At 36.0% G+C, this 24,885-nt stretch carries 28 protein-coding genes, 1 tRNA gene and 1 rRNA gene; 1 reads left to right on the forward strand and 29 read right to left on the reverse strand.

All coding sequences use genetic code 11. The features are described from left to right. Window positions 1-443: 443 nt before the first annotated feature. The 23 genes from JZO69_RS13940 to fabT form a co-directional block, all read right to left on the reverse strand. Window positions 444-1,490, reverse strand: a complete 1,047-nt coding sequence (locus tag JZO69_RS13940; protein WP_207113451.1) for a type I restriction endonuclease — start codon at window positions 1,488-1,490, stop codon at window positions 444-446. Between the two features lie 152 nt (window positions 1,491-1,642). Continuing rightward, the gene (locus tag JZO69_RS13945; protein WP_207113452.1) at window positions 1,643-2,362 is read right to left on the reverse strand and encodes a YebC/PmpR family DNA-binding transcriptional regulator; all 720 of its coding nucleotides are present in this window, start codon (window positions 2,360-2,362) and stop codon (window positions 1,643-1,645) included. 94 nt (window positions 2,363-2,456) lie between these two features. Further along, window positions 2,457-3,626 (reverse strand): nucleotidyltransferase, encoded by a 1,170-nt coding sequence (locus JZO69_RS13950; RefSeq protein ID WP_207113453.1) that lies wholly within the window; start codon window positions 3,624-3,626, stop codon window positions 2,457-2,459. Between the two features lie 126 nt (window positions 3,627-3,752). Further along, complete coding sequence (locus JZO69_RS13955; protein ID WP_207113454.1) at window positions 3,753-4,490, reverse strand: class I SAM-dependent DNA methyltransferase; 738 nt, start codon at window positions 4,488-4,490, stop codon at window positions 3,753-3,755. Window position 4,491: 1 nt separating this feature from the next. Continuing rightward, complete coding sequence (gene rsfS, locus JZO69_RS13960; protein ID WP_034701966.1) at window positions 4,492-4,830, reverse strand: ribosome silencing factor; 339 nt, start codon at window positions 4,828-4,830, stop codon at window positions 4,492-4,494. A gap of 62 nt (window positions 4,831-4,892) precedes the next feature. Then, window positions 4,893-5,483: a bis(5'-nucleosyl)-tetraphosphatase (symmetrical) YqeK gene (gene yqeK / locus JZO69_RS13965; RefSeq protein WP_207113455.1), complete on the reverse strand. Its 591-nt coding sequence runs from the start codon at window positions 5,481-5,483 to the stop codon at window positions 4,893-4,895. Then, window positions 5,473-6,117 (reverse strand): nicotinate-nucleotide adenylyltransferase, encoded by a 645-nt coding sequence (locus JZO69_RS13970; RefSeq protein WP_207113456.1) that lies wholly within the window; start codon window positions 6,115-6,117, stop codon window positions 5,473-5,475. The genes yqeK and JZO69_RS13970 overlap by 11 nt, the downstream gene beginning before the upstream one ends. Before the next feature lie 18 nt (window positions 6,118-6,135). Then, entirely contained in the window at window positions 6,136-6,447 is a 312-nt protein-coding gene (gene yhbY, locus JZO69_RS13975; RefSeq protein WP_010773359.1) for a ribosome assembly RNA-binding protein YhbY, read from the reverse strand. Window positions 6,448-6,478: 31 nt separating this feature from the next. Then, entirely contained in the window at window positions 6,479-7,594 is a 1,116-nt protein-coding gene (yqeH, locus tag JZO69_RS13980; RefSeq protein WP_207113457.1) for a ribosome biogenesis GTPase YqeH, read from the reverse strand. Next, a complete protein-coding gene (locus JZO69_RS13985) occupies window positions 7,591-8,118 on the reverse strand; it encodes a YqeG family HAD IIIA-type phosphatase (protein ID WP_010773361.1) in 528 nt (175 codons plus the stop codon). Before JZO69_RS13985 ends, yqeH begins: the two co-directional genes overlap by 4 nt. Window positions 8,119-8,504: 386 nt before the next feature. Beyond that, entirely contained in the window at window positions 8,505-8,936 is a 432-nt protein-coding gene (locus tag JZO69_RS13990) for a hypothetical protein (protein ID WP_010773362.1), read from the reverse strand. 400 nt (window positions 8,937-9,336) lie between these two features. Then, window positions 9,337-10,122: an acetyl-CoA carboxylase carboxyl transferase subunit alpha gene (locus JZO69_RS13995; protein ID WP_207113458.1), complete on the reverse strand. Its 786-nt coding sequence runs from the start codon at window positions 10,120-10,122 to the stop codon at window positions 9,337-9,339. 2 nt (window positions 10,123-10,124) lie between these two features. After that, entirely contained in the window at window positions 10,125-10,991 is an 867-nt protein-coding gene (gene accD / locus JZO69_RS14000; RefSeq protein WP_207113459.1) for an acetyl-CoA carboxylase, carboxyltransferase subunit beta, read from the reverse strand. Between the two features lie 14 nt (window positions 10,992-11,005). Then, window positions 11,006-12,376: an acetyl-CoA carboxylase biotin carboxylase subunit gene (locus JZO69_RS14005; RefSeq protein WP_207113460.1), complete on the reverse strand. Its 1,371-nt coding sequence runs from the start codon at window positions 12,374-12,376 to the stop codon at window positions 11,006-11,008. A 7-nt stretch (window positions 12,377-12,383) separates the two neighbouring features. Next, the gene (fabZ, locus tag JZO69_RS14010) at window positions 12,384-12,803 is read right to left on the reverse strand and encodes a 3-hydroxyacyl-ACP dehydratase FabZ (protein WP_025873136.1); all 420 of its coding nucleotides are present in this window, start codon (window positions 12,801-12,803) and stop codon (window positions 12,384-12,386) included. Between the two features lie 2 nt (window positions 12,804-12,805). Further along, on the reverse strand, window positions 12,806-13,303 hold the full coding sequence (gene accB / locus JZO69_RS14015; RefSeq protein ID WP_207113461.1) for an acetyl-CoA carboxylase biotin carboxyl carrier protein: 498 nt from the start codon (window positions 13,301-13,303) through the stop codon (window positions 12,806-12,808). 1 nt (window position 13,304) lies between these two features. Beyond that, entirely contained in the window at window positions 13,305-14,540 is a 1,236-nt protein-coding gene (fabF, locus tag JZO69_RS14020) for a beta-ketoacyl-ACP synthase II (RefSeq protein WP_207113462.1), read from the reverse strand. A gap of 26 nt (window positions 14,541-14,566) precedes the next feature. After that, a complete protein-coding gene (gene fabG / locus JZO69_RS14025) occupies window positions 14,567-15,304 on the reverse strand; it encodes a 3-oxoacyl-[acyl-carrier-protein] reductase (protein ID WP_207113463.1) in 738 nt (245 codons plus the stop codon). Window positions 15,305-15,307: 3 nt separating this feature from the next. Continuing rightward, window positions 15,308-16,237: an ACP S-malonyltransferase gene (gene fabD, locus JZO69_RS14030; RefSeq protein WP_207113464.1), complete on the reverse strand. Its 930-nt coding sequence runs from the start codon at window positions 16,235-16,237 to the stop codon at window positions 15,308-15,310. A 208-nt stretch (window positions 16,238-16,445) separates the two neighbouring features. Continuing rightward, window positions 16,446-17,402: an enoyl-[acyl-carrier-protein] reductase FabK gene (gene fabK / locus JZO69_RS14035; protein WP_207113465.1), complete on the reverse strand. Its 957-nt coding sequence runs from the start codon at window positions 17,400-17,402 to the stop codon at window positions 16,446-16,448. A 183-nt stretch (window positions 17,403-17,585) separates the two neighbouring features. Next, complete coding sequence (locus JZO69_RS14040) at window positions 17,586-17,813, reverse strand: acyl carrier protein (RefSeq protein WP_025873142.1); 228 nt, start codon at window positions 17,811-17,813, stop codon at window positions 17,586-17,588. Between the two features lie 49 nt (window positions 17,814-17,862). After that, complete coding sequence (locus JZO69_RS14045; RefSeq protein WP_207113466.1) at window positions 17,863-18,822, reverse strand: beta-ketoacyl-ACP synthase III; 960 nt, start codon at window positions 18,820-18,822, stop codon at window positions 17,863-17,865. Window positions 18,823-18,836: 14 nt separating this feature from the next. Continuing rightward, the gene (gene fabT, locus JZO69_RS14050) at window positions 18,837-19,277 is read right to left on the reverse strand and encodes a fatty acid biosynthesis transcriptional regulator FabT (protein ID WP_207113467.1); all 441 of its coding nucleotides are present in this window, start codon (window positions 19,275-19,277) and stop codon (window positions 18,837-18,839) included. Window positions 19,278-19,565: 288 nt separating this feature from the next. Here fabT and JZO69_RS14055 point away from each other — a divergent pair, with 288 nt between their 5' ends. Further along, window positions 19,566-20,627, forward strand: coding sequence for an NAD(P)H-dependent flavin oxidoreductase (locus JZO69_RS14055; RefSeq protein WP_207113468.1), 1,062 nt, complete (start codon window positions 19,566-19,568; stop codon window positions 20,625-20,627). Window positions 20,628-20,720: 93 nt separating this feature from the next. Here the strand turns inward: JZO69_RS14055 and JZO69_RS14060 are convergent, their stop codons facing one another. From JZO69_RS14060 to rrf, 6 genes are all read right to left on the reverse strand, one after another. Beyond that, the gene (locus JZO69_RS14060) at window positions 20,721-20,951 is read right to left on the reverse strand and encodes a YkuJ family protein (protein WP_069635996.1); all 231 of its coding nucleotides are present in this window, start codon (window positions 20,949-20,951) and stop codon (window positions 20,721-20,723) included. A gap of 100 nt (window positions 20,952-21,051) precedes the next feature. Next, window positions 21,052-21,942 (reverse strand): NAD(P)-dependent oxidoreductase, encoded by an 891-nt coding sequence (locus JZO69_RS14065; protein ID WP_207113471.1) that lies wholly within the window; start codon window positions 21,940-21,942, stop codon window positions 21,052-21,054. Between the two features lie 77 nt (window positions 21,943-22,019). Next, window positions 22,020-23,243 (reverse strand): glycosyltransferase family 4 protein, encoded by a 1,224-nt coding sequence (locus JZO69_RS14070; protein ID WP_207113469.1) that lies wholly within the window; start codon window positions 23,241-23,243, stop codon window positions 22,020-22,022. Window positions 23,244-23,263: 20 nt separating this feature from the next. After that, a complete protein-coding gene (locus JZO69_RS14075) occupies window positions 23,264-24,310 on the reverse strand; it encodes an LTA glycolipid anchor biosynthesis glycosyltransferase, IagA/BgsA family (protein WP_207113470.1) in 1,047 nt (348 codons plus the stop codon). Window positions 24,311-24,600: 290 nt separating this feature from the next. Next, window positions 24,601-24,674 (reverse strand) — tRNA-Asn (locus tag JZO69_RS14080). Between the two features lie 10 nt (window positions 24,675-24,684). Then, window positions 24,685-24,800 (reverse strand): 5S ribosomal RNA (gene rrf / locus JZO69_RS14085). Window positions 24,801-24,885 lie beyond the last annotated feature (85 nt).

A 24,885-nucleotide genomic window follows, 5' to 3' on the forward strand; every position in this document is an offset into this window, starting at 1 on the left:
CAAAAGTATTATATGTTAAAAAAAACAAAATTTTATTTCATTACATTGATTTTATACTGCGGCTAAAATAAAGTAAAATATTTGCGATTGTTGTTTTATAGTGATTCGTTTAAAAATAGTGAATAATAAAACCAAAATCACTTATCTGTTGAAAATTTTATATAAAATTGATTTATTTTCTTGTTGACAACTAAATTCTCAAAAATTTCGTTATAATTCGAAATATTTGAGAATTTAAAGAAAAAATGCTATTATATTATTGTTCTTAGTTTTTTCATATTGTGTTTCCCTTCATATAGTGTGTGTATGAAGGGTTTTTTGTATTCATAGATAAGAAGAAGAGCAAGTTCTAACTTAAAAAGTTAGAACTTGCTCTTCAAAATAAGGCTAAAGCAATTCATTCCTATTTTTTATAAAAAGATACTAAATGTTCAGGTATTATTTTAGAAACCTTCAACGATTTTAATTATCTCTTTTGAATGATTTGTAATATCAATTGGGCTGTTTATTTCAAAAATGGACCTACTTGAATTATTTAGCTCAATTTTCATTCCTGAACCAGACATAAAGAATCTTAATACCCATTTCCTGATATTGTCGTCAATTAATACATTAAAATAGCTTTTATTGTCCCTATAAAAAATTCTATCTAAAACTACTGTATCTTTGAGGATAAGCTTAACTATAGTATAAGCCTCCAACTCCTCTGGTGTAGTAACGATATCATCGGAAACATCTTCCTGAATTACCTCTTCTTCTTTAACCGAAACAGAAGTATTAAGAGCTGCACTCAATTTATCATTAACTTTCTCATTAATAAATTGATTTAACCCTTTTTTTATTAGAGGTTTAAACTTATCTAGAGTTGCCTTTGTTTTTACTCCGCCATAAATTTCACCAACAAAGTATTTTACAAATTCTTCAGAAGGTTCATTTAATTGAGCATTTAAAAATGACTTCAATTTATTTAAATATTTTAATTCAGAGGCACTATTAGTTATTTTATCAATATCAAAATTATCTTTATGAAATTTCGCAATTTCAGGTATCTGACTATCTTTTAAATTCGTAATATCAATTGTTAAAAATGGAGAAGAATCCATCTTATTTGGTTCTTCTAAATCAGTGAAAAACTTATATATTTCTCCATTTGTGAGTATACCAAATTTGGATGTTGTTGTTCCAAAATATCTAAATAATTGTGAGTCATGTTTCGTTAGTGGTTCAGTGATAGATTTAGCTTCAATCAACATAGTCGGCACACTATCTATTACAATCGCATAGTCAACCTTCTCACCTTTTTTTATGCCTACATCAGCTGTAAATTCTGGTACAAATTCAATTGGATTGAAAATATCATAACCTAAGATTTGAAAAAAAGGCATTATAAGTGAAGTCTTTGTAGCTTCTTCAGTTCCTATATTATCCTTTAACTTTACAACTCTTTTGCCGATAGCTTTTAGGTCATCTTTGAATTTTTCTAATTCCACTCCTCATTACCCCACTTCTTGATATAGTATTTTTACAATAATATTATATCATATCGGTATCTCCTAATCTATGACACTTTCATTTGAAATGGTTACACTCGTTTTTTGAAAATCAAAAAAGAACCCTTAATAAAATAAGGATTCTCTCTTTCTTATTCTCCTAAATCAACGTTATGATAAACCTTTTGAACATCATCAAGGTCTTCTAAAACATCGATCATTCGTTCGAATTGTTCTAAATCTTCTCCAGCTAATTCTACATCATTTTGTGCAATCATTTCTAATTCGGCTACTGAAAATTCTTCAATCCCTTTTTCTTTTAGCACTTCTTGCACGGCATGTAAATCTTCTGGTTCTGTATAAACAATGATTTGTCCTTCTTCTTCGGTAACATCACGAACATCAATGTCTTTTTCCATCAAATATTCAAGAATTTCATCTGCATCATCGCCTGCAAATCCAATCACACCTGTATGGTCGAACATATAAGCTACAGCTCCGCTGACACCCATATTTCCACCATTTTTACCAAATGCCGCACGAACATCTGAAGCTGTACGGTTTACGTTATTTGTCAAAGCATCAACGATGACCATTGAACCATTTGGCCCAAATCCTTCATAACGTAATTCAGAATATTGCTCATCGCCAGAACCTTTAGCTTTTTCGATTGCTCGATCGATGATATGTTTTGGTACATTATATGTTTTCGCGCGCTCGATAACAAATCTTAATTTCTGATTTGCTTGAGGGTCAGGATCACCCGATTTCGCTGCTACGTAAATCTCAATTCCGAATTTTGCATAAACTCGACTGTTATTTGCGTCTTTGGCAGCTTTTTTCTCTTTAATATTTGCCCACTTACGACCCATATTCTCACTTCGCTTTCATTCATTATTATTTTTTGATTATAGCGCCTTTCTTATTATACTTGGCAAACGGACTTTTGTTAAGTGTTTTTTGCTTTTAAGAGATACGAATTGGGAAACGACCAAAACTTTGTTCTAAAATATGGTTATTTCCTAACTGATAAAGCTGATTACTGCGAATATCCAATGCTAACTGGGCAGTCAAATTCTTAGAAACTTTTGTGATCAGCGGCAATTCTAACTTCTTTTTCTCTTCTCGCAAAAAACGTTGTCCTTGTTCCGTGAAGCCCAGAACTTGTATATGACTATGATTCCAAGAGTTTTCTATTTCCTGTTGTTTCACATTAGTTAAAATGTAAGTCGCCAACCGTTGCAGACGCGTCCATGTGTATCGTTTTGTTTTTGCTTGTTCCATAAAAGTTTGAAAAGAGTCAGAAGTCTTAGCTGCTTCTTGCAGACGATATTCAATGCCTTCTTTCATTTGATAAATCGCTTGTAATTCAGTGATCGAACTGCTGATCAACTTATATTTTAATAACGGCCAATAATTTCCCCAAGAAACGGTAGGTGAATTCGCTAAATCGATTGCTACTTGCTCAGGCAGTACTTGTTTGATTTGCTCTAATTCATCTGAAAAAACGGCTCTTCTGATTGCCGTTGCACTAGCAAATTCTTGATAGATCTTAGTATCATGATAACCAGCTTGTTCTCGTCTTAACGGGTATAAAGTCATCGGCTTTTCATACGCGGCATTTTCTTTTGCATAACTTAACCCTAAAATATGATTTGGAGAAGAAAAATCTAACCCATTATTTGGATAAAGCATGCGAAAAACTTCTGTCATTTGTTGAGGATAACTCATTCCGTTATTTTTGATTGTCTGATAAGCTTGATCGATTTCTATCTGATGATTGTTCACAAAGTCCCCAAAGCGTCCATAATCCATCTCTGTTTGATTGTCTGTACCAAAACATAAAGCCTCGCAATGCAAAGCTTGAAGTAATTTTACTCCACCAGCAGCAAAGTAATCGGCTGATTGTACAGCATATGCAAACGGTAATTCTATGACTAAATCAACACCGTGATTCAACGCTTCATTTGCTCGTGTCCATTTGTCGATAATCGCAGGCTCACCTCGTTGCAAGAAATTTCCACTCATCACAGCAATCACAACTTCTGCACCACTCATTTCCCGTGCCTTTTTTGCATGGTATTGGTGCCCATTATGAAAAGGATTGTATTCAACAATTATGCCGCAACTTTTCATTTCTATTCTCCTTCATCCAGATCATTTCTATTAGAATCCCATCATACCATGTTTATTTTATTACGGAAACAAAAGAAAAATGAGCGGCTTAAACTTTAAAAAAGTTTTGCTCCACTCATTTTTAGATTACTTTTTACAAACAAAAAACCAGCGTCTGCTCTCTTCTGTTGGTGCATCATCTGTGAAATCCGCATAAACTTTAACATTCATAAACCCAGCGCTTTCCAACATCATCAGATAATTTTCCATTGTGTAAGTTCGTTCTTGATGTAGCTCATCTTGCCGAACAAATACTTCGTCATTTTCATGCTCTTTTACAAAGAATGTAAGGAAATGTTCAATACTATGTTCTTTTTCACCGGGATAACTATCCCATAAAAAAGCAAATTCTTCGGTTTGATAATGATAGCTGTATTCAGGAAATACTTTATCTACTTGATAAGTCGAATGAACATCAAAAATAAAGACACCATCGTCTTCTAATGCTTGATAAACATCATCAAATACTTGTTGAACTTCCTGACGATTTTCCATGTAACACAATGAATCAGAGAAACAAGTAATTGCATGATATTGACCCATTTCAGATAAATCCATCATATTTCCTTGGACAAACTGAACATGAACCTCTTCTTCTGCCGCTCGTTTGCTGGCCATCATCAACATTTCTTCTGACAAATCTAAGGCTGTAACAGTGAAGCCTGCTTTAGCAAAATTCACAGCTAATGCTCCGGTCCCACAAGCCATTTCTAAAACATCCATTTTTCCTTCTGGTAAATGACGTTTTGAAAACTCTAGCCATTGGTCATACAAACTATCATCCATTACCTCATCGTAAACAAATGCAAATGTTTCGTATGCCATATTACTCGACCCAAGCGTGAAGATCAACCATTGGTGCATCTGACCAAAGTTTTTCTAAATTGTAAAAACCACGTTCTGCTGATTGGAATACATGAACGATAATATCACCTAAATCGATTAAGACCCATTTGCCGCCATCTTTTCCTTCAATTCGTTTCACTTCAACCTGTGCTTCTTCTTCTTTTTCGATAATTTCTTCCACAATGGCATTAATTTGACGTTCACTTGTTGCTTGGCAAATCATAAAGTAATCTGCTAAAAGTGAAATCTCATGCACATCTAAAGCGACAATTTCCTCTGCTCGTTTTGAATCTGCTGCTTTTACAGCAATTTCTAAAATCTGTTGACTATCTATGATGGTTTCCTCCCATTAATTGATCTAATTTTTTTCTAGTTTTTGAATCAGCTTTTATTACTGACCCATTGATTGTATGTTTCGATGGTCTTAGGATAAATTTTTTGTTCTTGTTCAATAAGATGCAGCAGTGTATGTTTTGTTTCATAAGCAACTGCTTCATCCAAATCAACTAAAGCCAATTCCCGTGCTTCTTTTACCCCTGGAAAATTTCGGCCTGGCTCAATATAATCAGCAACATAAATGATTTTATCTAGCAAACTCATTTTTGCAGCACCGGTCGTATGCAAACGAATCGCTTCTAAAATTTCTTCGTCGTCAATTCCAAGTTCCCGTTGAACCATGCTAGCACCAACTAGGCCGTGCCAAATCGCATTGCCATAATTCAGTAAGTCTTGATCATAGCCATCACGTTGGATGATTAACTCAAACTCTTCATCAGGACGTTCTTTAGCATAATCGTGGGTCAAAGCTGCAATACTTGCCTTTTCCTCAGAAGCTCCATATTTAGCTGCTAAGGCTACAGCCATTTCTTCCACACCTAAAACATGTTGAAAACGGCGTTCACTCATATGCATTTGAACTTCTTGTATCAATTCTTCGCGTTTAAGCGTTGTATATTTTCCGCTAAAATCCATCTACATACAGCTCCTTTTCTTCTATATAGTGTATCACACTATCAGGCAGTAAGTAGCGTGTAGAACAACCATTTTTGACTTTTTCTCTGATTAGAGTTGAACTAATATCCATTTGAGGAACGTCCACCCACATAATCGGATAAGGCGTGATCGTACCATAGTGAGGTCGGCGAATACCAACAAAATTAATCAACGTTAACAACTCATCAATTTTATACCACTTTGGTAAGTATTCTACCATGTCTCCGCCAATGATAAAATAGTAATCTGTATCTGGATTGTTTTGAGTTAAAGCTTTCATCGTGTCATAAGTGTAACTTTTTCCCTTACGAAACAATTCGATGGGCTCAACAGCTAAGTTATGATTATCAGCAATCGCAAGTTCTAACATCGCCAATCGGTGTTTACTATCGATCGTCTTTTTTTCATCAACATGAGGCGGTAAATAAGTAGGCATCAAATAGACTTTGTCCAACCCAAGCTGTTGTTGCACTTGGTCAGCCATCACTAAATGTGCCAAATGAACTGGATTAAAATTTCCACCTAATATCCCTACCTGTTTACGCTTTTGAAAAAGCTCTGCTTCTTCTACAATTACTTCTGCTTTTAACGCTGCATTCGTATTTGTCCCCATTTTTCTTACCTCCAAGTTTTAAATTGCTTTAACTTCTTTAGAGATCTTTTGATATTTTTCGTTAGATGACGGTTTAAATAACACTAATACGCGTCCGATGATTTGAACGATATCGCAATGAATGTCTGCTTTTAGCGCTTCTGCTACATCTTCAGCGATTTCATCTGTATTTTGTAACAATGTAACCTTGATCAATTCACGTTTTTCCAACGCTTCATTGATCTGTACCACCATCGCAGAATTCAAGCCACCTTTACCAATTTGAAAAATCGGTTGTAAATGGTGCGCTTGACTACGTAAAAAACGCTTTTGTTTTCCTCTTAAATCCACTATTTTTCCTTCTCTCTACTCTCACTTATAATTAAATCAAGGCTTTTCTTCTTAACACATCGACGCCTTTAGGGGCCCAGCCAGCAACTACACAAGGCTCTGTTACAGTGATCCAACCCAGTCCAGCGAATACGATATCTGTCTTCTCTTTAACTGAAAATTCAAAACGAACTAACTCTGGAAACTCAGTTACTTCATCTGGACGTGGCGGTTGTAATAAGCCCCCAACATGTTTTTCATAAAAAGCATCAGCTGTTGCTAACTTGGTACGATGAATGGACAAATCATTTGAAACATAGGCAATAAATGAGCTACGCTCCCCTTGAACAAAATCAAAACGGGCTAATCCACCTAAAAATAATGTTTGTTCAGCATTTAACTGATATACTTTTGGCTTGATTTCTTTTTGTGGTGCAATGATTTTTAAATCCTTTTTACCTAGATAATGCGCCATTTGATGACGATGTATGATTCCTGGTGTATCGATCAAGAAATGTCCATCATCTAAAGGAATTTCAATTTTGTCTAATGTCGTTCCTGGAAATTGTGACGTTGTGATAACATCTTGAACACCAGCAGTCTGCTTGATGATTTGATTGATCAACGTTGACTTTCCAACATTGGTCACACCGACCACATAAACATCCTTGCCATCACGATATTTTTCGATCGTTTCAAGCAAGTTTTCCATTTCATGAGGTTTCTTGGCACTAGTTAGTAAAACATCAACGGGACGTAAGCCTTCTTCATGTGCTCGTTCTCTCATCCATTGAATCATTTTAGGTTTCTTTAATGATTTTGGGAGAATATCGACTTTGTTTCCTACCATCAGTACTGGATTATCCCCAATAAAACGATGTAAACCTGGGATCAATGATCCATTAAAATCAAAAATATCAACTACATTTACAATCAACGCATTTTCTTTGCCTAGTTCATTCAATAAACGTAAAAAGTCATCATCCGTCAATTGAACATCTTGAATGTCATTATAATGTCTCAAACGGAAACAGCGTTGGCAATAGACTTCTCCTGTCTCTATACCTTTTTCAAACGCAGCCTTAGGCGTATAACCTAGTTCATCTTTATCCTCTGTTTGAATGACTGCACCACAACCAATACATTGAATTGCTTCTTGTTCGCTCATTCTAGTCCGCCTTTCCATAGCATATCTGGATGTTTCTTTGCTAAATGCTTCATAATTTTTCGTTCAAAAAAACGATTGATTCTTGTATTCCACCCATCAGTATCAACAATTGGACGAACTAAAATATTTCTGATTCCAGCAGCATTTGCCCCTCGAATATCGGTCATGATCTGATCACCGACCATTACTAATTCTTCTGGTTTCATATTTAGCTTCTTTTGTGCCTCTTTAAACCCTCTAGTTGATGGCTTTAATGCTCTAGATACATAATCTAATTCAAACTTCTCAACTGCTCGTTTAATTCGGCTAGACTTATTATTTGATACTACCACAACTGGAATTCCAGCATTTTTCATTTCTAAGATCCACGTCAATAGCTCTTCTGTTCCATCAGGATTATCCCAAGCAATCAAGGTATTATCTAAATCAGTCAGAACAGCGTTGATTCCTAATTTTTTTAGTTGGTTGGGTGTGATTTTGTAAATCGCATCAACCATCCATGTTGGTTTATATTTTGAAAACATATTATCTCCTTAATAGTAAAAGAGGAGCAACATATAGGCTCCCCATTTTGTTATTCGCTTCTTGATTATACGCTATTTTTAATAAAATTTCATCTTTTTATTCTTCTGATACTCATAATCATAACTAAAAACTTTCTCTGCCGAATTAAAATCTAAAAAAGGGTATGAGATATAACTATAAAAGTTATGTCTCATACCCCTAAAATCCAATAAACGCTACAACTAAAGAAGATACTACACTCTGATTCAACCTTATCAACTTCTATACTCTAAAGCACTATGAGTTGACAATCTCGGAAATATGCTGACGTCCAATTTTCGAAGGCCCTTGCTTATTTCTCAGATTTTAATATTTCGTCTCAGTTGTTTCTTATTTAATTATCTGATTATATTTCCTTGACGAAGAAATAATCCACTGTAACATTAGGATTTGATTTTTCTACGTAAAACATGATAAACATACTTTCATTTAGCGTTTTTGAAACATTAATCAAAGAAAGTTGAGGATCAATCTTATTCAATTTTACAGGCTGTACATTGTAAAAACCAGTCCCCTTAGTATCAATTTCACCAATTTTCAATTCATATTTTGGATTTGGATTGATTGACGTCAGGATGATTGTATCCCCTTTAAAAGTTTTTAAAGCATTTGTCTGTTGAATCTCTTCTTTCGTAAATTCAGGGGTGCCAGACTTAAGAAAAGCCATTTCACTTTTTACCGGTTGACTTACAGTTGTTGCTTCTACAGATGTTCCTTGAGTGAATGCACCAAATAATAATACGCCCATTACACTTCCTAAAATAGCTAATTTTTTCATCACTTATCTTCTCCTTCTCTAATAAATTATTAACGTTTGGTCAGCTGTACCAAACTCACTCTATATTATCAAAGATATCTACAAAAAAAAGGAGAAATCGTTCTTTGTAACAGTAACTTAAACGTTTAGAAATGTATGAAATTTATAACTAAATTCTCTTTTTATTTTATTACCTTTCTAAATTTAGTACGTTTGTTATATTTAAAAAAATATACATTTTTTCTAATTTATACATAATTATTTAGTACAAATGATAACAAATAAAAACAAGGTTCAAGATATAACTATAAAAGTTATATCTTGAACCCTTAAAAATCGAATAAACGGCGGGAGCAGCAGCAACATATTCTGTCCCAACCTCATGCTTTTACTTATTCTAATAAGAAATTTTCGATTTGCTTTAAAATTTTCGGAATCTTTGATAACGCTTTTCCAATAGAATTTCGGTCTCCCATTTTGAAAGCTCAGAAAACTTACTAATAAGTGCCTTTTGGATCATTCGATTGATCTTAGGTTGCTCCAAGGATTCGCCATTCATTTCTTCTGGAATCACTCGATCAATGATTGTTAATTCTTTTAATTCAGTAGCAGTAATTTTCATTAATTCTGCTGCTTCTTTCGCACGGCTACCATCTTTCCAAAGAATCGAGGCAAATCCTTCTGGGGACAATACCGCATAGATGGTATGTTCCAACATCCAAACTTCATCAGCTACAGCTAAGGCTAAGGCCCCACCACTGCCACCTTCACCAATGATGATCGCAATGATCGGCACACTTAAATCAGCCATTTCTATCAAATTTTTAGCGATTGCTTCCCCTTCGCCGCGTTCTTCTGCCTCAATACCACAATATGCTCCTGCGGTATTGATAAACGTAACGACTGGACGTCCAAATTTTTCTGCTTGCTTCATTAAACGCAAGGCTTTACGATATCCTTCTGGATGAGGTGCACCAAAATTTCGTTCAATATTTTCAGGTAAGTTGCGACCTTTTTGGATCCCAACGACCGTCACTGGTTTATCGTCTAACGTTGCGATACCACCAACAACAGCTAAATCATCGCCAAAGTAGCGATCTCCATGAAATTCCATAAAATTATCAAAAATTGCTGCAATATACTCTAAAGTAGTATAACGATCCTGTGCCCGAGCTAAGGTGACAATATCATTGGCAGTTTTTTCCATCGTTATTTCCACCCTTTCATCGTATGAATCTTGATTAATTTACTAAGTTCTTCTTGTAGCTGATTTCTAGGAACGATTTTGTCAACAAAACCATGATCTAATAAAAACTCAGCTTTTTGGAAATCATCTGGTAACTCTTGACGGATTGTTTGTTCGATCACTCGACGTCCAGCAAATCCGATCAAACTTTGAGGCTCGGCTATTATAACGTCACCATCCATCGCAAAACTAGCAGTAACACCGCCAGTTGTTGGATCCGTCAATACAGTAATGTAAAGTAATCCTGCATTACTATGACGTTTAAGTGCACCAGAGATTTTTGCCATCTGCATCAGAGAGAAAATCCCTTCTTGCATCCGTGCTCCTCCTGAAGCAGTAAAGATGATCACTGGCAAGCGTTGTTCTGTTGCACGTTCAAATAAACGTGTGATTTTCTCTCCGACAACGGTTCCCATACTCCCCATAATAAAATTAGCATCCATTACTCCAATACAAATTTCTTGACCATCAATTTTAGCTTTTCCTGTCAAAACGGCTTCATGTAGCTCTGTTTTTTCCTGCATGAGGGCAATTTTATCTAAATAATCCGGAAAATCTAATGGATCTTTTGTGACTAAATCTGTGTCCCATTCTTCAAAACTTTTCTCATCTACTGTCAATGCAAGTCGTTCCCAAGCACCGATTCTAAAGCTATAACCGCAATAAGGGCAGACTTTTTCTGCCCCCATATCTTTTGTATACAGCGTGCGTTTACAGCAAGGACATTTTGCCCACATGTTATCAGGAACAGCAGGTTTTTTGACAGAAGGCTGTTCATCTGCGCGATTCGGATTGATTCGAATGTAGTTTTTCTTTTTAAATAAAGCCATACACCTGCTCCTTTTTAATTATCGCTATCTGGTTCCCAATTTGGTAAAAATGTTTCTTGTAAAAAGCTTGTATCATATTCTCCAGCTAATACATTTTCATGGGTAATCAAATCTAGCTGAAATTCTGCATTCGTGATGATTCCCTCTGTTACGATCTCATGTAAAGCTCGTTGCATCTTCATCAATGCATCCATCCGATCATTTCCATGAACAATCACTTTAGCGATCATTGAATCATAGAAGGGTGGAATCGTATAACCTGAATACATCGCACTATCCACTCTTAAGCCCATTCCTCCACTTGGAAGCAACAAGTTTTTGATTTTCCCAGGAGAAGGAGCAAAATTAAACGCAGGATTTTCAGCATTGATCCGGCACTCAATAGCATGGCCTGTGATTGTAATGTCTTCTTGCTTGTATGGTAATTCTTCACCAGAAGCCACTTTCAATTGCGCTTTAACCAAATCGATCCCCGTAACCATTTCTGTAACAGGATGTTCAACTTGGATTCGGGTATTCATTTCCATAAAATAAAATTCACCCGATTTATCCATCAAAAATTCGATCGTTCCAGCATTTTCATAATGAACAGCTTCAGCTGCACGTACGGCTGTTTCACCAATTAGCTGACGTTTCTCAGGAGAAATTGCGATTGACGGCGATTCCTCAAGAACTTTTTGATTATTTCTTTGTAAAGAACAATCACGTTCACCTAAATGGATCACGTGTCCATACTGATCACCTAAAATTTGTACTTCGATATGACGAGCTGGATAAATAATTTTTTCTAAGTACATATCATCATTGCCAAAAGCTGCTTTTGCTTCTTGCTGAGCTGAGGTAAAATGCTGAGGTAGTTCTTCTTTGCTCATTACTTTTCGGATCCCTTTACCACCACCACCAGCTGCTGCTTTCAACATAACTGGATAACCAATATCATCCGCAATCTTTAAAGCTTCTTCAACAGAACTGATCACACCCGTACTTCCGGGAATAACAGGAACGTTGGCTTTTTGCATCAATTCACGGGCATTGATCTTATTTCCCATCGCATCAATGGTTGCTGCTTTTGGACCAATAAATGTAATATTGCATTCCTCACACATTGCCGCAAATTGACTGTTTTCTGATAAGAAACCGAAACCAGGATGAATGGCTTCTGCATTGGTCACGATCGCTGCACTCAGTACACTTTGTACATTTAAATATGAATCAGCAGCTTTCGCTGGCCCAATACAAATCGCCTCATCTGCAAGCTGTGTGTGTAACGCTTCTTTATCTGCTTCAGAATACACCGCAACGGTCTGAACACCTAGTTCACGACATGCTCGAATGATCCGCACTGCGATTTCTCCTCTATTTGCAATTAAAACTTTTGAAAACATAGCTCACCTATCCAATCATAAAGGTCAATTCTGCTTCCGCTACTTTTTTCCCGTTCACAGTCGCAGTTCCTTTGCCGATGCCGGCTATTGATTTTACTTTCATAATTTCTACTTCTAACATCAACGTATCACCTGGAACAACTTTTTGTCTAAATTTAGCTTTATCGATACCGCCAAAATAAGCTGTCTTGCCTTTAAAATCAGGCATAGACAATAATGCGACAGCTCCTGCTTGAGCAAGCGCTTCAAGAATTAAAACACCTGGCATAACAGGCTCTCCTGGGAAATGTCCTTGAAAAAAAGGTTCATTGATCGTAACATTTTTCTTTGCGATAACTTTTTCACCAACAACGATTTCTTCGACTGTATCTAACAGTAAGAAAGGATAACGATGGGGAATAATTGCTTTAATCTCTTCAATATTCATCATTACACTCCCTTAGATACGCGGAAAAGTGGTTGATTAAATTCAACAACATCTTCATTTTGTATCAAGACTTCCGTAATCACACCATCGACTGTTGAAGTGATCTCATTCATAAGCTTCATCGCTTCAACAATACAAACGACATCGCCTTTTTTCACTGAATCACCAACATTTTTGAAATTTTCTTTATCAGGTGCTGGTTTTAAATACACCACACCCACAATTGGTGAAACAATCTCTTCTGTATTTTCTGGTTTTGTCTCAGGTTTTACAGCTTCATTAGTAGTTTCTTTTATATCTACTGTACGATTGATAATTTCTGTTGTTTCTTGATTTGTTGTAGTGTTATCAACAGCTTGTGTTCCATCACCAGTAAATGTTTTTTGTGTCACTTTATTTTTATTCATATAAAGACCAAACGAACCTTCTTTAAGATCAAATTCAGTTAATGTCGATTGGTCAAACTGCGTTAGTAATTCTTTCACTTCATTGATATTCATCTTAATCCTCCCAACGTTTTAAACAAAGTACAGCATTATGACCACCAAAGCCGAAAGAATTTGTCAATGCATAATCAAATGCATGTTTTTGACTTTCATTCGTAACAATATTTATCTCAATCGCTTCATCAAGCTGATCAACATTGATTGTTGGTGGAATAAATTGATGTTGTAATGCATTCAATGTTGCAATAGCTTCAATACCGCCAGTTGCTCCTAATGCATGCCCTGTCATACTTTTCGTACTGCTGACACGAACATTTTTAGCCGCTTCTCCCAGTGCTGTTTGAATTGCTTTTGTTTCTGCAACATCATTTGAAGGTGTACTTGTTCCATGAGCATTGATATAACCAACTTTAGCTGTATCAATCGCTGCTTCTTCGATTGCAAGTTTCATCGCTTTGGCAGCACCGCTTCCATCTGGTCTTGGTGAAGTCATATGATAGGCATCACAGTTTGAGCCATAGCCAACGATTTCACCTAAAATCTTCGCTCCTCTTTTTTGAGCATGTTCTAAAGATTCTAGAACTAAAATCCCAGCTCCTTCGCCCATTACAAAACCACTGCGGTCTTTGTCAAAAGGAATCGATCCTCTAGTTGGATCTTCCGCAGAAGTAACTGCTGTTAATGAAGCAAAGCCTGCAATCCCGATTTCAGTGATAGAAGCTTCCGTTCCACCCGCTAATATTACGTCTGAATAACCATGTTTGATATTTCTAAACGCTTCGCCAATCGAATTATTCGCTGTAGCACAAGCAGTAACTGTTGCCGTACAAGTTCCTCTAGCTCCTACACGTAAAGCAATATTACCTGCAGCCATATTTCCAATTGCCATTGGTATAAATAAAGGCGCTACCCTTTTAGGACCTTTTTCACGCATTCTAGTCACTTGATCTTGTATTGTTTGAAGTCCTCCGATACCAGATCCTACCATCACACCAAAACGGTCAACATCTATTTGTTCGATATCTAGTTTACTCATTTCCATCGCTTCTAAAGCCGCGTAAATACCAAATAGAGAAAATAAATCCATCCGTTTAGTATCTTTTTTTGCAAAATACTTATCAAAAGGAAAATCCTTTACTTCTGCAGCTAATGTAATGCCCGTTTCGCTTGCATCAAATTTAGTAATCGGACCAATTCCGTTTTTTCCTGTTTGTAAACTTTCTAAAAAGGTTTCTGCGTCATTCCCGATTGGGGATGCTACACCATAACCTGTAATAACTACGCGATTCATTCAACTGCTCCTTTCAAGCTTGTTCATTAGCCATGCATGACTAAACCACCATCTACATTTAAGACCTGACCTGTAACATATGGGCTTTTTGCCAAAAAGATAGCTGCATTTGCAATATCTTCTACTTGACCAAATTTTTGTAAGGGAATTTGCTGATTCATTTGTTCTTTGACTTTATCAGATAAAACATCTGTCATCTCAGTTTCAATAAAACCTGGTGCAATGGCATTACATGTGATTCCACGGGCAGCAACTTCTCTTGCCACAGACTTTGTAAAACCAATGACTCCAGCTTTACTTGCCGCATAGTTGGCTTGACCGATATTGCCAATCAACCCAGATACACTAGACATGTTGATGATTCTTCCGCTACGTTGTTTCATCATTCGTTTGATTGCTTGTTGTGTCATATTGAATGTTCCAGTTAAATTGATTTGAATACAACTGGTAAAATCTTCTTCTGACATTCTCAATAACAATTTATCATTCGTGATTCCTGCATTGTTGATTAGGATATCAATCGAACCTAAACTATCTATTGTGGCTTGGATCATTTGTCCAGCTGATTCAAAACTGGCGATATCTCCAGAAATACCGATACATTTAACACCAAAAGATTCTACTTCTGCGATTAATTCCGCGCTAATTTCTCCACGCCCATTAAGTACAACATTTGCTCCTTCTTTTGCAAACGCTAAAGCAACAGCTTTACCAATTCCTCGTGTGCTTCCTGTGACAAATACGTTTTTCCCTTTAAGTTCCATTCGTTACCTCCCGTTCAAAAGAGCTTCAGTTTCAGATAATGTTTTCTCATCTTCAACCCGAGCTGTTTTCATTTCTTTATCTATTTTCTTAATAAAACCAGTCAATGTTTTACCTGGTCCAACTTCTATAATTGCATCAACATTCATTTTTTTGATCGTTTCGATACTATCAGCAAAACGAACAGCAGACATTACTTGTTTTTCTAATAATTCTTTTATTTCTGCTTGCTCCATTACTTGTGCTGTAGTATTACTGATCACAGGAATCGTCATTTCTGCAAAATTTATTTTTTCAAGCTCAATTGCTAATTTTTCGGAAGCAGGTTTTAGCAAAGCTGTATGGAAAGGTCCACTGACTTTTAAAGGAATCATTCGCTTCACACCAGCTTCTGTTAATAATTCCACCGCTTTATCGACTGCAAGTGTTTCTCCACCAATCACAATTTGTTGAGGTGTATTATAATTTGCAGGAGAAACGATCCCAAGTCCACTTGCTTCTTGGCAACATTCCTCGATCAATGATCGTTCAGCATTCATTACGGCTACCATTTTGCCTGTTCCAGTTGGCGCAGCTTCTGCCATGAACTTTCCTCTTTTGGCAACTAGTTGAACGGCTTCTTTAAATGAAATCGCACCACTAGCCACAAGCGCACTATATTCTCCAAGGCTTAATCCAGCTACGACATCGGGTTGATATCCTTTAGCCTTCAAAAGACGATAAAAAGCAATGCTAACGGTTAATATAGCAGGTTGTGTATACATCGTTTCATTTAATTGGTCATTTTCAGTAAAGCAAAGCTCTGCCATGTCATATCCTAAAACATCACTTGCTTCTCGAAATGTTTCTTGAACAATTGCCTCTTGATCAAATAATTCCTTGCCCATACCGATATATTGAGCACCTTGCCCACTAAATACAAAAGCTGTTTTCATTCCTTTACTCCTTACGTTAAAAGCTAAATGAGCTGTTTAGTCTCGACTGAAAAACAGGAAAAATTGACAGTGACGTTCTTTGTCACACTCTATTTTTATCTTTTTTCCGAAGAGCTAGCCCGTAAAGCTGGATAATTTTAAAAGCTAAATAAGCACTATAAGCTCAATAAAATTTAATCTATTTACAAGTCAATTGGAATCTATTTTTCTATAGCCATTGACTACATCTAGCCGCCATGATTTCTTTTGTTTCAATAATATAAGAATCAATAATTTCTTTTGCAGTTTCTTCTTTTTTTACAAGTCCGGCAATTTGACCAGCCATGATTGATCCATGATCGACATCCCCATCGACTACGGCTTTGCGCAAAGCACCTTGTCCCAATTCATCAAATTTCACTAAATCAGGTACCTCAGTTCTCAGTTCGATTTTTTCTAATCGATCATACTCGTTGGTCAATTTATTTTTGATTGCCCGGACAGGATGACCAAAATGCTGACAAGTAACCGTGGTATCAATATCTCTAGCTTTAATGATTCTGGCTTTATAATTTTCATGTACTGTGCATTCTTTTGCGACTAAGAAACGGGTGCCCACTTGAATCGCTTGTGCACCTAACATCAACACAGCTGCCATTCCTCTACCATCACCGATTCCACCTGCTGCAATTACTGGAATCGTCAGAGCATCAACAACTTGCGGTACCATGCTCAATGTCGTTAATTTGCCAATATGTCCCCCAGCTTCCATTCCTTCAACAACAACTGCATCTGCTCCGATTTTCTCCATACGAACACCCAATGCAACAGAAGGAACTACTGGAATTACTTTAATATTATGTTCTTTAAAACGAGCCATGTATTTACTCGGATTTCCTGCTCCTGTTGTAACTACGGGAACATTTTCTTCACAAACTAAATCCACGATATCTTGGGCAAATGGAGAAAGGAGCATAATATTGACCCCAAAAGGTTTATCTGTGATTTCTTTGATTTTTTTGATTTCAGCTTGAACAACATCCTTGGGTGCATTACCGCCTGCAATGATTCCAAGACCACCTGCCTCAGAAACTGCACCTGCTAATGATGCATCTGCAATCCAAGCCATTCCTCCTTGAAAAATCGGGTATTTAATCCCAAGTAACTCACATATCTTTGATTGCATAAACGACATCCTTCAAACAATAGAATAATTAATAAAAAAGGACTGGAACAAAACTCTATAAGTTTAGTACCAGCCTTTCTAATTTCAACTAACGGTGTGAAAAAAGCTAGACTCTCCAGCAATTGTTGAGACTCACAGAGAATCTTGCTCACCCAACGTTTTATTTTTACCTAATCGCTTTAATTATTCTGCTTTTTGTTTTTCTACATATGTTACTAAATCTTGAACAGTAGTGATACCATCTTCAGATTCGATTTTTATATCGAAAGCATCTTCGATTTCATTGATGATTTGGAATAAGTCTAAGCTATCCGCATCTAATTCTTCTTGAATGTTTGTTGTTAATTTTACTTCCTCAGGCTCTTTACCTAATTCTTCTACAATAATTGCTTGAATTTTTTCGAATACCATGTGTATATTCCTCCAATAATTTTCTTTTTTAGTTTATATAGTTACAGTTTTACAGCGTTAAGAGGATCGAACCCCACGTTAAACCGCCGCCGTAGCCTGTTAACACAATTTTTTGATTGGAGCCTAATTGAAGCACTCCTTTTTCTACTGATTCATCCAGTAATAACGGGATACTTGCAGCAGAGGTGTTGCCGTTATGTTCCATATTTGTGAGAAATTTTTCTCTTGGAACTTTGAGTTTTTTTGATATTTTTTCGATGATGCGTTTGTTTGCTTGGTGCAGCAATAAATAATCTACATCCTCTTCCACAATTTCCCGAATGTTGCTTGTCACATCATTCAGTGAAAAATCATAAATATCTCTGCCAGCCATTTGCAGATAACCAGAACTTTCAGATGTCCCAGTATAAAAAGGACTCTTATTTTCTAAATAACCAGAAGTTAAAGATCTAGCTCTTTGCCCATCAGCCTCCAGTTTTTCGTTTAGAAAATGTTCTTCGTCACTTACTTCTAACAACACACCAGCTGCGCCATCACCAAACAATACAGCCGTACTGCGGTCACTCCAATCAAGGACTTTAGATAATGTTTCGCCACCGATGACCATGCCTAATTTTTTCCCAGTACGAATCAATTTCTCACCCATACTTAATGCATAGACAAAGCCAGTACAAGCAGCGCTGATATCAAAAGCCAAAGCCTTGGTAGCTAAAATACTACCTTGAACAAGACAAGCGACTGAAGGTGTACCATAATCTGGTGTCATCGTTGCGACAAGGATAAAATCCAAATCTTCTGCGTTTTTCCCAGATTTTTCTAATAGCTTTTCAGCTACTTTAATACATAAGTCCGAAGTATTCTCATCAGTGACAATATTTCTTGATTCGATACCAGTTCGACTGGAAATCCATTCATCAGAAGTATCCATCATTGTTGAAAGCTGTTGATTCGATACTGCATTTTCAGGAACATATCGGCTCGTACAAGTTATTTTTGCATATTGATTCATCTTGGTCCTCACTTTTATTTGTATTCCTTTAAGAAATCATGAAGATTCTTCAATGCTTTTAATAAAGCTTGTTCTTCCGCTTTATCCATTCCGCTTAAAATTGTCTTGACCATTTCTCTATGGAAGTGCTGATGAACACGAAAAAGTAATTTTCCTTTTTTCGTCAAACCTAACTTAACAACTCGACGATCATCTTCACTTCGTATGCGTTCAACATAACCTTTTTTCACAAGATTATTGATCGCTACTGTCAATGTACCTACAGTAATCGACAATTCTTTTGCAACCTCAGAAGATGTCTTTTTTTTATACATCCCAATTGCTTCAATTGTGTGCATTTCAGTAATGGATAAGTCATTGAATTGTGATTTCTTCAATTCAGATTCTTCAATAGTCAAGATATCATTAAAGACACTAACGAGATAATCGTTGACCGTTTCTAAATTAGGTTCCATATTGTGTGCACCATCCATATACTTTGATTATCAAATCATTTGATGTTCAAACTATATCGCATATGAAAAAAGATTGCAAGCAAAAGTTTTAATATTTAATTTTTCTTAAACAAGAAATGAGTATTATCAGCTCTTTTACTCAAGAAAAAAGATGATGTATCCACTTCTAGATTTTCTTTTTGAAAAAACATTTGACAGTTTACGTCGAATTTACTATCATTTATTTTAGTTTGAATATCAAACTATTCTACCATAAGAAACTAGGAATTAAAAAGAAGGAGCTCAATTATGTCTTTGAAACCACTAGTAATAGATAAACTTGTAGCAAAAGTGCCCATCATTCAAGGAGGTATGGGGATCGGTGTTAGTTTAGCCAATCTAGCTGGAGCTGTAGGTCGTGAAGGCGGTATTGGTATCTTGTCTACTGCACAAATCGGCTATAAAGAAGAACTTTTCGAAAAAGCTCCAATGAGAGCTAACATGAATGCTATAAAAACAGAATTTGATAAAGCAAAAGCAATCGCTGATGGTGGCCTGATTGGTTTTAATATCATGGCAGCTACATTTCATTATGATCGCTATGTAAAGCGCTATGTAGAAGTCGGTGCAGATGTGATCATCTCAGGAGCTGGTTTGCCGATTAATTTACCTGAGCTTGTTGCAGGAAGTAAAACGAAGATCGCACCTATCGTTTCTTCGAACAAGGCCGCAAAAGTGTTATTAAGCACATGGAAAAAGCGTTATAACAAAACAGCAGACTTCGTTGTGATCGAAGGACCTGATGCTGGTGGACATTTAGGTTTCAAAGCAGAAACATTATCAAAAAGTATTGAACAAATGGATGAAGAAATCGTAAAAATCGTTGACACTATCAATACATTTGGTCAAGAATTCAATCGAGACATTCCAGTTATTTTTGCTGGTGGTGTTTTTGAGCGTTCTGATATTGAGCATTACATTTCTTTAGGCTGTTCCGGTGTTCAAATGGCAACACGGTTTGTTGTTACAGAAGAATGTGACGCGCCTGAAGCCTTCAAAAAAGCCTATATCAATGCTGGAAAAGAAGATATCACGATAATTAAAAGTCCTGTTGGCATGCCTGGACGTGCAATTATAAATCAATTTTCAGAACGAATCCAGCACGAACAAGTTCCTGTAAAAAAATGCCGTAGTTGCCTATCCCTTAAACACTGTGATAGAGAGACTATTCCATATTGCATCACTGAAACATTATTAAATGCTGTAACTAAAAATCCTGATCACGCATTAGTTTTTGCAGGTTCTAATGCCTACAAAATAAAAGAAAAGACAACTGTTAAAGCCATTTTTAACGAATTAACGACTGCCTGAGTAAAAAAATCCTGTGGCGTACAATTTTGTACGCCACAGGATTTTTGATTATTGTCATTAAATTTGTTAAATACTTACTGAAATTTTTTCTAATTATTGAATTAAATCATAGATTTCCATTGCTACGATATCAATATTATCAAATTGATAACTTTGCTGAGAATCAGATTCTGTCAATTCAAATGTTTCAGTAGATTTATCATAATTTACGATGCATTTTTCTACACCTTCGCGTTCAAAACGACGAACTTGAATTTCGTTGTCTGTTGCTTCAGTCATCGCTTCAAGTCTTTTAATAATCGCCACAAGTTGTGAATGTTTCATAAATGGGCCTCCCTTTACAAACTAGTTCTGTACCATTGTATCAAAACATTGCCATTCTTGCATGATTTTTCGTCATTTTTTTTAATTTTTTTGCTGTTCTTTAATCTTTGATAGTTGGTTGCTTTCCATCTTCCCACCACAGCTTGATCAAAGCTTGTGTTCCGTCGTTCTCAAACCCTTTATTAGCAAGCTTTTCATAGAGTTCTACAGCTAATTTAGTCGATGGTAACTCAAGTTTCATTTTCTTAGCTTCATCTAAAGCAATTTTTAAATCTTTTATAAAATGCTTTACAAAAAAGCCAGGTGAATAATCTTCTTTTAATATTCTCGGACTATAGTTACTTAATGACCAATTCATTGCACTTCCGCCAGACAACGTTTCAATAACCTTATCCAAGTCCAATCCAGCTTTATTTGCATAAACCATCATCTCTGTCATTCCGGTCATTGTTCCTGCTATCATGATTTGGTTGGCCATTTTTGTGTGCTGTCCTTTGCCTGCTGAACCATGAAGGCTATATGTTTTTCCAAATGTCTTAAAAATAGGTAAAACTTGATCATAAGCGATTTGTTCTCCACCAACCATAATCGTCAGTGTCCCATTGATAGCACCCAGATCCCCTCCAGATACTGGAGCATCTAATGCCATACCACCTAATTTATTTGCTTGTGTCGCTATTTTTTCAGCTAATGTTGGAGTACTTGTTGTTAGATCAACAAGTATTTTTCTTGTGATATCTTCTTTAAAAATACCATTCGCACCAAAATAGATTGCTTCGACATCGTTTGGAAAACCAACCATCGTAAAAATTATATCGCTATCTGCTGTTATATCAGCTGGTGTATCTTTCCAGACAGCTCCTTCGGCTACTAACCCATCAGTTTTACTTTTTGTTCGATTATAGACATTCACACTCAATCCTTGTTTCATCATGTTTCTAACAATTGCTGCGCCCATAACTCCTGTTCCAATAAATCCAATTTTCGGCATCATGATCATAGCCTCCTATTTTTCTTTAATAAAAAACTTCTATTCTTAGTATAAACCAAGAATAGAAGTTTTAACATTTATTTTCTTAAAGACGTAAATTTGACTTTAATTCGTTCGATAGAAGCTGCAGTTTCTTTTTCTAAAGAAATCTGATCATAATACTGAATCATATCTTCGTAAAATTCAAGCATCACATTACCAAAACGAGTTGCTGATATTTCGTAAAGTTTTTCCTTTAAAACAGCTTCATCTGGTTGAATAGCAGCTTCAACATAATCAATAAAAGTCGATGCAAAATCTGCGTCGGTTTTAAAAGTCCGTCCCAAACTTTCATGATCAAACAAATTATTCAAATAGGCATTGCCTTCCACAACACAAGGAAGACCAGATGCCATCGCTTCAGTATATGTTAATCCTTGCGTTTCTGAAGTCGAAGCACTGACAAAATAATCAGCAGCCTTATAATAAATAGCAACTTTATCATTAGGAACTTCACCAATAAATTGTATATTATCGCTTATCCCCAACTCTTCACCCAAACAGCGAAGCTTATCGACATAAGGCCCGTCACCTACAATAACAAAACATGCATTGGGAAAGCGCTCAATTATAGCTGGTAATCCGTTTACGATCGCTTGAATATTTTTTTCATATGAAATACGGCTTAAGGACAGTAACATAATATTGTCGTCAGTTAGCCCTAATTCTTTGCGAAGCTCTTTATTCATTTCAAGCGTTATATCAGGTCTTTCAAATTTCTTAATATCAATTCCTGTTGGTATTATTCTCATTGGAGATGTTACGCCATATTCTTTTAGTTTATCAATTACTCGTTCACTTGGGCAAACTACACCAGTTGTATGATTTGCAAAAAAACGAGAAAAATACTTCACATGTGTAGGACGTACGACTTTTCCTTTAGCAATATAATGTAAATAGTCCTCGTACATTGTATGATACGTATGAATAACAGGGATTTTAAGCTTTTTCCCAACCATTTTCCCCAATAATCCAGCGCCAAATTCTGTATGTGTATGAATCAAATCTAATTCCAGTTCCTTAGCAATTAAATACGCATACCACATACCTCGTACAACGATTCGTCTATCTTTAAACGACACAAAAGGAACACTTGGCATGCGAATAACATCTTCTTCAAACTCTTTTGCATTCGGATCAGTTGTTGTAAATATATAAACTTGATGTCCTTTTTGTTCTAATTCCTCTTTAAGTGTTTTAATAGATGTTGCAACCCCGCTAACTTGGGGAAAATATGTATCTGTAAAAAAACCAAATTTCACGATGTTCCCCTCCAATGACTCTAATTTTCTTGATATATCTGCTCATTTTCCCCACCAGATTTTAATCCCAAAACTTTCTCATAAACATCTTTTAGCTCATGTCCGATTCGTTCAATACTTTTCTCTTTTGCAACCTCATAGCCTGCTTGACAAGTATTTGGTATATTATCTTCAACAAGTGCTTCAATCAAATAAGCGAATTCTTCATTCGTTTTTCCCATATAACAATTGACTTTGTTTTCAAGCCAACCTTTATAAACAGGAATATCTCTCACTAACACTTGTTGTTTGCTTGCTAAAGCCTCCAAAATCACAATTCCCTCTGTCTCTTCGTAAGAAGGAAAGAAAAACAAATCAGCAGCTGAATATGCCCCTTCTATGATATCTCCTCTTATATACCCAGGAAACTCAACATTTTCAGGATGGTCTTCTTTAACGATTGTGCGAATCGCTTTAGGAATCGAGTACATCGGTGTATGTCCAAACCAGATAAAACGATACTCAGGAAATTTTCTGGCTAATTCAACAAAATCAATAATACCTTTTCTTTCAAAATATAAACCTACACAAATAATTATTTTTTGATTTTCTTTTACGTTAAAATATTCTCTAAATTTCTCTTCTTTTTCGTTTGATTGTTCAAACCTCTTCAAGTCTATTCCATTAGAAATTGACGCAATTGGAACTGTTATTCCATAACCTTCCAACAAGTTCTTTGAATAAGGCGTAGGGGTAATCAAATAGTCAGCTTTTGAATAAAGGCTAACTAAGTACTTCTTAACTAAAGGAGAAATCTGATTCGATCCAATAAATGAATTTCTAAAATCTTCCTCTGTAGAATGTGCATGATAGATCACTTTTTTCCCCATTTTTTTTGCTTTATTTACCATGTTATGGCTGTTTATCCCATAAGTATTAATATGTAAAATATCATAATCAGTACAATCAGCATCTAGTGTATACTCAATCCCAATTTCAGAGAGCGCACGCTTCTGATGGTCTAGCGCTCGTCCTATTCCAGACTTCGCTAATATTTTTTCACCTTCAAAATATAATAGAACCTTCACGCTGCCCCTCCTACACTTTACTTTTTTATTATTATAACATAGGTTAAAGAGGACTTACTCCATCTAAAGTCCTAGTTCAATCACCTTACAAGTATTATATCAAAAAACTACACGGGAAAGTCATTATTCCGCTAAATAGATTCCTTACATGACAAAACTGTTAGATAGAAATAATTAAACCTACCCATTCATTATCATTATTCCATCTTTTGCTCATTCTATCAAATAATAAAGTTTTTTTTACTATAAAATAAAAAAGAACGAAAACTTATTCAGTCTTCGTTCTTTTACTCCGGCAGTAGGACTCGAACCTACGACATCATGATTAACAGTCATGCGCTACTACCAACTGAGCTATGCCGGAATAACAACTAGCGTGGCGACGTCCTACTCTCACAAAGGGAAACCCTTCACTACAATCGGCGCTAAGAAGCTTAACTTCTGTGTTCGGCATGGGAACAGGTGTATCCTTCTCGCTATCGCCACCACACTGGGTGTTGTTGCTATTCAATTGAGTGATTATTCACTCAAAACTGGATTGAAGTAGTAATCAAGCATTCCGAAAATACTTTTTT

It is taken from the genome of Candidatus Enterococcus ikei (assembly GCF_017316105.1).
GTDB lineage: Bacteria > Bacillota > Bacilli > Lactobacillales > Enterococcaceae > Enterococcus_L > Enterococcus_L ikei.